The organism is Flavivirga algicola, from assembly GCF_012910715.1.
In the GTDB taxonomy this organism is placed as follows: domain Bacteria; phylum Bacteroidota; class Bacteroidia; order Flavobacteriales; family Flavobacteriaceae; genus Flavivirga; species Flavivirga algicola.
In genome coordinates this window covers 414,539-426,617 of the sequence record NZ_JABBHF010000002.1, presented here as the reverse complement: position 1 = coordinate 426,617, position 12,079 = coordinate 414,539, and the positions used below count along the sequence as shown (strand labels likewise).

General features: G+C 35.0%; 7 protein-coding genes. All 7 read left to right on the top strand.

What is annotated here, in order from left to right:
• The first annotated feature begins 3 nt into the window (after positions 1-3).
• Entirely contained in the window at positions 4-1,377 is a 1,374-nt protein-coding gene (locus HHX25_RS04725) for a glucoamylase family protein (RefSeq protein WP_169670931.1), read from the top strand.
• Positions 1,378-1,430: 53 nt separating this feature from the next.
• The gene (bglX, locus tag HHX25_RS04720; protein WP_169670677.1) at positions 1,431-3,686 is read left to right on the top strand and encodes a beta-glucosidase BglX; all 2,256 of its coding nucleotides are present in this window, start codon (positions 1,431-1,433) and stop codon (positions 3,684-3,686) included.
• Positions 3,687-3,917: 231 nt separating this feature from the next.
• Entirely contained in the window at positions 3,918-6,548 is a 2,631-nt protein-coding gene (locus tag HHX25_RS04715; RefSeq protein WP_169670675.1) for a glycoside hydrolase family 2 TIM barrel-domain containing protein, read from the top strand.
• Positions 6,548-7,435, top strand: coding sequence for an alpha/beta hydrolase (locus HHX25_RS04710; RefSeq protein WP_169670673.1), 888 nt, complete (start codon positions 6,548-6,550; stop codon positions 7,433-7,435). The genes HHX25_RS04715 and HHX25_RS04710 overlap by 1 nt, the downstream gene beginning before the upstream one ends.
• Positions 7,428-9,098: a sulfatase family protein gene (locus HHX25_RS04705; RefSeq protein ID WP_169670671.1), complete on the top strand. Its 1,671-nt coding sequence runs from the start codon at positions 7,428-7,430 to the stop codon at positions 9,096-9,098. The genes HHX25_RS04710 and HHX25_RS04705 overlap by 8 nt, the downstream gene beginning before the upstream one ends.
• Positions 9,099-9,108: 10 nt before the next feature.
• The gene (locus HHX25_RS04700; protein ID WP_169670669.1) at positions 9,109-11,202 is read left to right on the top strand and encodes a glycoside hydrolase family 97 protein; all 2,094 of its coding nucleotides are present in this window, start codon (positions 9,109-9,111) and stop codon (positions 11,200-11,202) included.
• Positions 11,195-12,034: an endonuclease/exonuclease/phosphatase family protein gene (locus HHX25_RS04695; protein WP_169670667.1), complete on the top strand. Its 840-nt coding sequence runs from the start codon at positions 11,195-11,197 to the stop codon at positions 12,032-12,034. The genes HHX25_RS04700 and HHX25_RS04695 overlap by 8 nt, the downstream gene beginning before the upstream one ends.
• The last annotated feature ends 45 nt before the right edge of the window (positions 12,035-12,079 follow it).

Genomic DNA, 12,079 nt, shown 5'->3' with positions numbered 1-12,079 from the left:
AATATGATTCGATATGGGTTAATAATATTATGGGTTTTATGTTTCTCGTGTGGAAATGATGATGGGCCTGGATATCAAGAACCTTATAATCCCGACGCTAATGGTGATGATCCTGTTACAGTTGATCCTTTGACTGATGAAGAAATGATGGATTTAACTCAAAAAGAAACCTTTAAATACTTTTGGGATTTTGCACATACCAATTCTGGTGCAGCAAAAGAGCGTTATCACCCTAATGAACCAACCCTAAATCAAAATGTAGTAACTACTGGTGGTACTGGTTTTGGATTGATGAGTATTTTGGTTGGTATAGAACGCCAATTTATTACCAGAGAACAAGCCGTTTCAAGGCTTAACAAAATACTGGCATTTTTAGAAAATGCAGATCGGTTTCACGGTGCATGGTCCCATTGGACAGATGGAAACTCTGGAAGTACAATCCCTTTTAGTGCAAAAGACGATGGTGGCGATTTAGTAGAAACAGCATTTTTAGCACAAGGGCTCATTTGTATAAAGGAATATTTTAAGAACGGATCAGATATTGAAAAAACTTTAGCACAAAAAGCAGATGAACTCTGGAAAGGAGTGGAGTGGAATTGGTACACCCAAAATCAAGATGTATTATATTGGCATTGGAGTCCAAATCATGGTTTCGATATTAATTTAAAACTAACGGGCTATAATGAAGTTTTAATAACATATATTTTGGCAGCAGCTTCTCCAGATTATTCCATTGATAAATCAGCTTACGAAAAAGGATGGGCTAATAGCGGATCCATAGTATCTTCCAGTTCGCAATATGGCTTTCCACTTATATTAAAACATGCTGGCGTTTCAAATTTTGGAGGCCCTTTGTTTTTTAGTCATTATTCATTTCTGGGTCTAAAGCCTGAAAATTTAACCGACACATATGGTAATTATTGGGATCTGGTAGTTAACCATACCCAAATTAATCGTCAATATTGTATTGCCAATCCAAAAAATTATACCGATTACGGGGAAAATTGTTGGGGCTTAACAGCCAGCTATTCCAGAAATACTGATGGAACTAGAGGCTATTCTGCTCACAGTCCATCTAACGATAAAGGCGTTGTGTCACCAACAGCAGCCATAAGTTCTATACCATATACCCCTGTCGAATCTTTAAAAGTGATGCATTATTTATACCAGAACAAAGATAAAATGTTAGGGCCAGCAGGGTTTTACGATGCTTTTAGTCCGCACTACGATTTTTGGGTTACCGAGACCTATTTGGCCATAGATCAAGGTCCCCAAGTTATCATGATTGAAAACCATAGAACAGGGTTACTTTGGAATTTATTTATGCAGAATGAAGACGTTAAAAAAGGATTGGATAAACTAGGTTTCAATTATTAAAAATTTATACAGATTCTAAGCCCCTTAAATAATGCTTTAAAAAAAATTAAAATATGAATATAAAACGAACGAAAGCTTGTGTTTTTTTACTCATACTTACTGTTTTTAGTTGTCATACAGGAACAAAAAAGGGAGCAAATACTGCTTCAACAGAAACACCTTTTGATGCTAAAGTCGATTCATTGATGGACATCATGACTTTGCAGGAAAAAATTGGTCAAACTATTATGTACAGTGGCGGTTGGAGTGTTACGGGCCCCACTGTGAGTTCAAACAATAAAAAATTTATAAAAGAAGGGAATATTGGAGCCATGCTAAATGTGTATAGTGTTAAGGGCACGAGAGATTTGCAAAAAATGGCGGTTGAAGAAACCCGTTTAGGCATTCCATTACTCTTTGGCTACGATGTTATTCATGGATTCAGAACCATATTTCCTATCAATTTAGGTTTGGCAGCAAGTTGGGACTTAGAAGATATAGAAAAAGGATCCCGTATTGCAGCCGAAGAAGCTTCAGCTGAAGGTATCCATTGGACATTTGCTCCTATGGTTGATATTGGGAGGGATCCGCGTTGGGGGCGTATATCGGAAGGCGCTGGAGAAGATGTCTATTTAGGAAGTGAAATAGCAAAAGCTTATGTAAAAGGGTTTCAGGGAGACGATTTATCAAAACACAATACTATTTTGGCATGTGCTAAACACTTTGTGGGCTATGGTGCTGCACAGGCTGGCCGCGATTACCATACGGTAAATATGGGAGATGATGAATTGCGCAATGTATATCTGCCACCTTTTAAGGCTACGGTAAATGCTGGTGTAGAAACATTTATGACAGCTTTTAATGAGTTGAACGGTGTTCCAGCTACAGGAAATAAATTTATTTTTAGAGATATTTTAAGAAACGAATGGGGATTTAATGGGTTTGTTGTTACCGACTATACAGCCATTAATGAATTGGTAGAGCACGGATTTGCAAAAGATGAAAAACATGCTACGAAACTAGCTATTGATGCTGGAATTGACATGGATATGATGAGCAGTGCCAACCGTTTATACTTAGAAGAACTGGTAAATGAGGGACAGGTTAATATAGCGTTGATAAATGATGCCTGCCGGCGTATTCTTTTGGCAAAATACAAACTGGGATTGTTTGATGACCCATATAGATATTGTGATGAACAACGTGAAAAAGAAGTGATTTATAAACCTGAGTTTTTAGAAGCTGCGCGTCAATCTGCCGCAATGTCCTCGGTGCTATTAAAAAATGATGATAAAGCATTGCCTTTAGATAAAAATCAAACCATAGCACTTATAGGGCCGTTAGTAAAAGATAAAGAAAATATTATAGGAAATTGGGCAGCAGCAGGCGATAGAAAAGGAAAAGCAATTAGCGTATATCAAGGTATTCAGGAATATCTGGACGATTCTAAAATTAAGTATGCTAAGGGTTGCGACATTGAAGGCGACGATGAAAGTGCCTTTAAAAAAGCTATTAGGGTAGCAAAAAGAGCTGATAAAGTGGTGATGGTGCTAGGTGAAGATTACGATATGAGTGGTGAAGCAGCCAGTAGAACCAATATCGGGTTACCTGGACGCCAAACCGATTTAATAAGAGCGATTCGAAAAGCAGTCCCTAATAAAAAAATCATTGTAGTTTTAATGAATGGACGTCCATTGGATTTATCGGAAGAAGACACCTTGGCAGATGCCATTTTAGAAACTTGGTTTCCAGGAAGCAGCGGTGGATATGGTGTTGCAGATGTATTGTTTGGCACATACAATCCATCAGGGAAATTGCCAGTAACTTTTCCAAGAACTCTAGGGCAAGTTCCTATTTATTATAATATGAAAAATACTGGAAGGCCAATTCCGCCAGAGAATCCTAAAGAAGACTATAAATCCAATTATATCGATATACCCAATACACCATTGTATCCCTTTGGTCATGGGTTGAGTTACACGACTTTCGAATATTCTGATATTGAATTATCCACAAATAAAATAGGATTTACAGATACTTTAACAGCCTCTGTTAAAATTAAAAATACGGGAGATTATGACGGCTATGAAGTGGTACAGTTATATATACACGATAAAGTAGGGAGTATTACAAGGCCCATAAAAGAACTTAAGGGGTTCGAAAAAATATTTCTAAAAAAAGGAGAAAGTAAAGAAGTACGTTTTAGCTTGACCGCTGAGGATTTAAAGTTTTATAACAACAAAGAATTTACAGTGGAACAAGGAGAATTTGAAATTAGTATAAAAGGGACTTCGGATTTTAATTTTGAACAAACCTTTATATTGGAATAATGGATTGCTAACCCAGCCATTGAGTTAAGGATTAAATAAATGTCAACCTGATTGCAGTAGAAGACATTGAGTCTTTGTTTTTATAGCACATTTCGACTTTGGTTTATATTGAAAATAGCTGAAGTGCCTCATGTGATAAATAAAAATAGTTTCCTTAGCTTAATGGCATTTAGTAAAACTAAATAGTGTTTAAAGTATTGGAAATCCGAATAATAAGTGAAGCAATTTACATTGAAAATAAATAGAATCTTTAAAGTTGGAATGACTGCTTTTATGTTGTTTTGGGGACTTGTTTTGTTTAAAATAGAAGCCCAAACAGTTACAATAAATTCTGGTTGGCAATTTATTCTAGGAGAAAAAGCTTCAACCGATTGGGAAACTGTAAATATTCCGCATACATGGAATAAGGATGATGCCTTTGATGATGTAAAAGGCTATCATAGAGGTGTTGGGTGGTATAGAAAACAGGTTTTCTTTTCTAAAAAAACAGAAGATTTAATCCATTACCTACATTTTAAAGGCGTCAATCAAGAAACGGATGTTTATGTGAATGGCAATCACGTCGGGAATCACAAAGGGGGGTATACTGCGTTTAATTTCAATATTTCGAAGTGGATAAAGTATGATACCTATAATTTAATTGAGGTTAAAGTCGATAACAGCCATAATCCCAATGTTCCGCCTTTGGATGCAGATTTTACTTTTTATGGAGGAATCTATCGAGATGTCCAACTTATTTCAAAACCCCAACAGCATATCTCGTTATCAGATCATGCTTCCGATGGGTTTTATGTAGATTATTACCATGTTTCAGAAGAAAAAGCAGGAGTTTCGGTCAAAGTTTTAATTGATAATCTTGGAAGCATTAATACTTCAAATATTATAAAAGTATCCCTTTCAGACGCTAATAATGATGCACTTTTCTCTAAACGGATCAAGTTGAATTTAAGTGCTGGTGTTTCCGAAGCCATAAACATTAAGCTCTCAGAGATTTACAACCCCAAATTATGGTCGCCCGAATCGCCATATTTATATAAGTTACAGCTTCAACTTATAGACGATAGTGAAAATATTTTAGATGAAAGAAAACAAAATATTGCTTTTCGTTGGGTACATGTTGATGCAGATAAAGGTTTTTTCTTAAACGGGAAGTCTTTGAAATTGATTGGAGTAAACCGCCATCAGGATTATCAAGGCTATGGAAATGCAGTACCATTAGAGCTCCAAAAAAAAGATATTCAACTCATAAAGGAAATGGGGGCTAACGTACTTAGAAATGCCCATTACCCGCAATCTCGAGAGTTGTACGATATGTGTGATAAGTTGGGAATTTTAATCTGGACAGAAATACCTATTGTTAATAAAGTAACAGACACCAAAGCATTTTTTGATGTCTGTATAAATATGCAAAAAGAGCATATAAAACAATATTATAACCATCCTTCTGTAGTGATGTTTGGTTACATGAACGAGATCTATTTGCGATTGGCGTTTGATAATAAATCTATAGAAATAGAAAAAGAAAATCAAAAAAAAGCAGCTTTTGCTTTAGCGAAACAATTAGAGCAATTAACACGTGAGTTAGCGCCAAATCATATTACCGTTATGGCAGGGCATTTAAACGAATTATACAATGAAACGGGCATAGCCGATTTACCAATGTTATTCGGATGGAATTTATACTTTGGTTGGTACGATAAAGACATTTCAGATTTGGGTATTTTTTTAGATGAACAACATAAAAGATATCCAAATCGGTCTTTATTGCTTTCTGAATATGGTCCTGGGGCTGATGTTAGAATTTTTACAAAAACGCCTAAGAAGTTCGATTTTTCTATAGAATACCAATCAAAATTACACCAATCCTATTACGAACAAATCACACAAAGGTCTTATATGTCTGGGATGACTGCCTGGAATTTTGCCGATTTTGGCTCTGAATTCCGTGGAGATGCTATCCCGCACGTGAATCAAAAGGGTTTGGTTCGGTACAACCGAGAACCAAAAGATATTTATTTCTGGTATAAATCGGTCTTAAATAAACAAGAACCCTTTATTCATATAGCTGCTAATTATTTAAAAGGACTCGTATTATTTAACGATGATACTTACCCTGTTCAGGTTTATTCCAATCAAAATAATGGAGATATCTTATTAAATGGCCAAAAACTTCAAAATGTACGATTTAAAAACGGTGTAGCTACTATTGATATGCCGTTTAAAAATGGAATAAATACGATTAAGGTTATTTCTGAAACTATTTCAGAAGAAAAAACAATCCAGGTATCTAAAATGGGAGCTGTTAATTTTGAAACATACGCTCTCTTAGGAATTAACTTAGGCTCCCATTTTTATTTTATAGATAAAGAACACCAAACGACTTTTATTCCAGACCGTTCCTATGAAAAAGGGACTTTTGGTTATGTAAATGGCAATATTTTTAATGTAAGTAGCGATAAGCATCAAGGCATGCCTTATAGTATAAAAAACACCCATTTAGAACCCTTATTTCAAACGATGTTGGAAGGCTGTACCGAATATAAACTGGATATTCCGAATGGTATGTATAAAGTGATTTTGTTTTTTGTGGAACCCAAAATAAAGCCCACAGAAAATATTTATAATTTGAATGCTAATGAAGAGAGTATAGGTGTAAAAAAAGAACAGCGTATTTTCGATATTTATTTGAATGATACTTGTATAGAAAGCCAATTTAATATGGCAGAAAAATACCCTGAGAAGTATGGGATTGAAAAGTCTGCCAAAACCAAAATTAAAAATAATGAAGGGTTAACAATTTCATTAAAACCAATTCAAGGTAAACCTGTAATTAGTGGTGTCTTAATAGAAAAACTAAATTAATGAAAAACAAGTTTTTAATAGCTGCCTTTTGCCTGTGTGCTTGCGTGTTTTCCCAAAACAAGGAAACATATACCTATGCTGTTAAAGAAGCAGATTCATTGAAAATAGATGTTTATAAACCCAATAATATCAAAAAATCAGATAGATTACCTGTGGTTTTGTGGATGCATGGCGGTGGATTCGCAGGTGGTAAACGTGACAATCCTGCTGAGGTTAAAATGATGAAATACCTAACCGAACAAGGCTACATAGGTATTTCTATATCATATAGGTTATTGCTTAAAAACTTAAAAATAAATTCAGGATGTGATTGCCCGAAAACCTTTAAACTAGATATTTTTAGGCAAGCAACCATAGATTATTTAGATGCTGCAAAATATGTGGTCAATAACAAGGATGTACTTCAAGTAGACCCTACAAAAATTATTGCAGGAGGTAGTAGTGCAGGCGCTGAAGGGGTTTTAGGCGCTGTTTACCAGAAAGACATTTTTGTGGACGACATTTCAAAATACAACGCTGTAAACTTTTCTGGAGTCATATCACTTGCTGGTGCATTACTTAATACCGATTACATTTCGAAATACAATGCGGTGCCTACTGTTTTGTTTCATGGCACTGATGATAAGCTTGTGCCTATAGGTAAAGCATCGCATCACTATTGTGCTATCGATAAGTTAGGCTATTTAATTTTGAATGGTTCTGAAGAAATAGCTGATAAATTAGATGATTTGAACACCTCCTATTATTTCCATAAAGTTATAGGTGGTGGACATGAACTGTGCCAAATACCATTTAAAGAGATGAAAACCGTACTGGATTTTTTTAATAAGACCATTTATGATGAAATAACAATCCAAACTAAAAAAATTATAACCAAAGATGATTAATAAAATCTTATATGTTTTACTCTTAGCTGTCGTATTTCAATCTTGTAAAAAGGAAAAGAAAGAAGTTTTTCATGAGGAAACTGTTCAAAAGCCAAACATTATTTTCATTATGGCCGATGATCATGCTACGCAAGCCATTAGTGCTTATGGTCACCCAATAAGCCAATTGGCACCGACACCAAATATTGATAGAATTGCAGACGAAGGGGCTATTTTTAAAAATAACTTTTGTACCAATTCCATTTGTGGACCAAGTCGAGCTGTGATACTAACAGGAAAACATAGTCATGTTAACGGATTTAGAATGAATGGAGACCGTTTTGATGGTAATCAACAAACTTATCCGAAATTATTGCAAAAAGCAGGTTATAAAACGGCTATGATTGGAAAATGGCATTTACATGGTCTGCCACAGGGGTTTGATTATTGGAACATTTTACAAGACCAGGGAAACTATTACAATCCTAATTTTATTAAAGAAAATAAGGATACCCATCAAGTTGACACCACAATGGTTATGGGGTACGCCACAGATATTGTAACTGAGGATGCTTTGAAATATCTAGAAAAAGTAAAAGATGAAGAACAACCATTTATGCTCATGGTACAGCATAAAGCTCCCCATAGAAATTGGATGCCCGCTTTACGGCATTTGAACAAATATGATAATATTGAATTTCCAGTGCCAGAGACCTATTTTACAAATCACGAAGGGTCTATAGCCTCAAAAGAACAATACCAAACCGTTTATCGAGATATGTATGAGGGGCATGATTTAAAAATGACCAAGAAAAAAGGAAACTCAGAATTGGCGCATAATCCATGGACAACGGATTTTGAACGTATGACACCAGAGCAAACTACAGCATGGAATAAAGCGTATCAACCCAAAAACGATGCCTTTCACGACGCAAATTTATCCGGAAAGGATTTGGGTTTATGGAAACTACAACGCTATTTACAAGATTATTTAGCAACCATAACAGCAGTTGATGAAGGTGTTGGTAAGATTTTGGATTATTTAAAGGAAAACAATCTGGAAGAAAATACCATAGTAGTGTATACCACAGATCAAGGTTTTTATTTGGGTGAAAAAGGCTGGTTTGATAAGCGTTTTATGTACGAAGAATCATTGGCAATGCCTATGTTAATAAAGTATCCGAGGTTGATAAAACCAAGGACCGAAGTGACAGCCCTAACACAAAACCTGGATTTTGCTGAAACTTTTTTAGACTTTGCAGGAGTTGCTATTCCTAAAGATATGCAAGGGAAATCCTTAAAACCATTAGTAGAAAATGCTATTGAAGATGATCATTTTAGAGACGCCATATATTATCATTATTATGATTTTCCTGCGTTTCACATGGTAAAAAAGATGTATGGAGTACGTACAAAAAGGTATAAGTTAATTCATGTATACGACGATATTGATGAATGGGAATTATATGATTTAGAAAAAGATCCAAGCGAGATTAACAATTTGATAAATGATACTATTTACGATGATATCGAAATGCAACTTCAAAAAAAAATAAAGGCTTTACAATTAGAATACAATGTCACCGAACAAGAATTTAAGCAAGCAAATAAAGAACAAATCAAAAGAAGTTATAAAGGTTTTGAACGTTTAAGGGGAAAGCCGATGAAAGCATACGAACATTAAATATTTTTTTATGAGAGCTCCAATCGTTAAAAGTATCATATGTATCATTTTTCTAGTGTCTTGTACACCTAAAAAGAATTCTATAGAAACAACCGTAGTGTCTCCAGATGGGCATATTAAAGTTGATTTTTTTCTTTCCGATCAAAATGAGCCATCATATTTAGTACAGTATAAAAAAGAGAAGCTTATAGACTCATCGAAATTGGGATTCGAATTGAAGGATGCATTACCGTTAAGTAAAAATTTTAAAATTCTAAACGTTCAAAAGTCGACTACAGATGAAACCTGGAGTATGATTTGGGGAGAAGATGCACAAGTACGAAATCATTATAACACATTGAAAGTTGTATTGGAAGAACATTCGGAATTAAAAAGAAAACTGAATATTATTTTTAAAGTTTACAATGATGGTCTTGGTTTTCGTTATGAATTTCCTGAGCAAAAAAATCTAGATCATATCGTGATTACCGATGAAAATACGGAGTTTAATTTAGTAGGAGACCATAAAGTATGGTGGATCCCTGGAGATTGGGACATTTATGAGTATTTGTATAATACGACTAAATTTTCAGAGATTGATGCTTTGAAATACTATAAGCCAGGAACTCATTTAGGGCAAACATACATTCCAGAAAATGCTGTGAATACCCCTGTAACGATGAAAACAGATTCGGGTGTATACCTAAGTTTTCATGAGGCCGACCTAACCGATTATGCAGGGATGACTTTAGCGGTCGATACTTTGAAATTAAAAATGAAAAGTGCGTTGGTTGGTAATAAACAAAACATAAAAGTAATACAGGAAATTCCTTTTGAAACTCCGTGGCGAACCATTCAAATAACAGATAGGGCGGGTGATTTAATAGAATCTAAGTTAATTTTGAATTTAAACGATCCAAGTGTTATTGATAGTATGCCTTATTTTAAGCCCATGAAGTATGTCGGCATTTGGTGGGATATGCACATTGGCACTGGTAATTGGGACTATTCAGGGAAATACCATGCCGCAAATACAGTGTATGCCAAAAAAATGATAGATTTTGCAGAAGCCCATAACTTTCAAGGGATGTTGGTTGAAGGCTGGAATACAGGTTGGGAAAAATGGTGGGATAAAAAGAATAAAAAAGAACACTTTGATTTTGTTACACCTTATCCAGATTACAATTTAGAAGAAGTTGTACGCTATGGAAAATCGAAAGGAGTTGAGTTAATAATGCATCATGAAACTTCTGCCGATATTATTGGATATGAAAAGCAATTAGATACAGCTTTTGCTTTAATGCAGTCGCTCGACATTCATAGTGTGAAAACGGGTTATGTAGGTCGTATCATTCCAGAAGGCGAATACCATCATGGACAGTACATGGTGAATCATTATCAGAAAGTTTTAGACAAAGGTTTGGAAACACAAGTTGCCATTAACGCACATGAGCCTATTAAAGCCACAGGCAAACGACGTACCTACCCCGTAGCGATTGCACGAGAAGGTGTTCGAGGACAGGAATACAATGCTTGGTCGAATGATGGTGGCAATCCACCAGAGCATTTAACCATAGTGCCATTTACAAGAATGTTAGGTGGTCCCATAGATTATACACCAGGTATTTTTAATACATCTCTAAACCCCTATAAAGAACATAACCAGATTAATACAACCTTAGCGCACCAGTTGGCGCTTTATGTCGTTTTATATAGCCCTGTGCAAATGGTACCAGATTTAATTAAGCATTACGAAAACAATCCTGCATTGCAATTTATTGAAGATGTTGGTGTCGATTGGAATAAAACAAAGGTTTTGGATGCTGAAATAGGGGATTTTATTACTGTAGCAAGACAAGAAAAAGGTACTCAAAATTGGTTTTTGGGAACGATTACTGATGAAAATAAAAGAACCCTAAAAGTGACGCTTGATTTTTTAGATTCAGATAGAACATATATAGCAAAATTATATAAAGATACATCAGATGCTCATTATTTAAACAATCCTGAAGCTTATCAAATTGAAGAACAAGAGGTTGATAGTAAAACCGTTCTGGAATTATATTTAGCTGCCGGTGGCGGATGTGCTATTTCTATAATGCCTAAAAATAATGTAAATGAATAAACTAATTTGCTTTATGCTATTGTGTTTCTGTTTGCAGATTATAACAGGGCAGGAAACGACCAAAATAATGACTTATAACATCAAATTAGATCATCCAAAAGCTGGACCTAACAGTTGGGGGCATCGTAAAGGTTTGATTGTGGGGCAAATTAATTTCTACGAACCAGATGTTTTTGGCGTACAAGAAGCCCTATCAAATCAAATGCAATATTTAGATGCTGTTCTTGAAAATTATAATTTTATTGGAGTGGGGAGGGATGACGGTGAAGATGAAGGCGAATATTCTGCTATATTCTATAAAACAGATATGTTCAAAGTAGTGGAAAGTGGCACATTTTGGTTATCTGAAACACCAGACAAGGTATCTATGGGATGGGATGCTGTATGTAATCGTATTTGCACTTATGCCTTGTTAGAGAATAGAAAAACTAAGCAACGTTTTTGGGTATTCAACACGCATTTTGATCATGTAGGAAAAGTGGCGAGAATGTCAAGTCCTAAACTGATTTTGAAAAAAATAGATGCATTAAACAAAAATAATCTACCAGTGGTTTTAATGGGGGATTTTAATTTAGAACCTGAGACAGAAAACCTTCAAATTATAAAAGATACCCTTTTTGATGCTAAGGATGTTTCGGAAACACGACCCTTTGGACCATCAGGCACATACAACGGTTTCCATTTTGAAAAGCCTGTAACTCGAAGAATTGATTATATTTTTGTGAGTAAGCAAAACATCAGCATAAAAAAATATGGTGTTTTGAGTGATTCTAAAGACTGTAAATACCCCTCAGATCACTTACCGATTTTGGTTTTTATTCAATTTGCTTAAAAAATTTTTATGCTATAAACAGAAAGCTTAAAGCCTTCTGATGTT

What these genes read in the sequence shown, in the direction of transcription:
- bglX (WP_169670677.1), top strand. Translation starts at nt 1,431, where the DNA reads ATGAATATAAAACGAACGAAAGCTTGTGTTTTTTTACTCATACTTACT.
- HHX25_RS04700 (WP_169670669.1), top strand. Translation starts at nt 9,109, where the DNA reads ATGAGAGCTCCAATCGTTAAAAGTATCATATGTATCATTTTTCTAGTG.
- HHX25_RS04695 (WP_169670667.1), top strand. Translation starts at nt 11,195, where the DNA reads ATGAATAAACTAATTTGCTTTATGCTATTGTGTTTCTGTTTGCAGATT.
- HHX25_RS04725 (WP_169670931.1), top strand. Translation starts at nt 4, where the DNA reads ATGATTCGATATGGGTTAATAATATTATGGGTTTTATGTTTCTCGTGT.
- HHX25_RS04710 (WP_169670673.1), top strand. Translation starts at nt 6,548, where the DNA reads ATGAAAAACAAGTTTTTAATAGCTGCCTTTTGCCTGTGTGCTTGCGTG.
- HHX25_RS04705 (WP_169670671.1), top strand. Translation starts at nt 7,428, where the DNA reads ATGATTAATAAAATCTTATATGTTTTACTCTTAGCTGTCGTATTTCAA.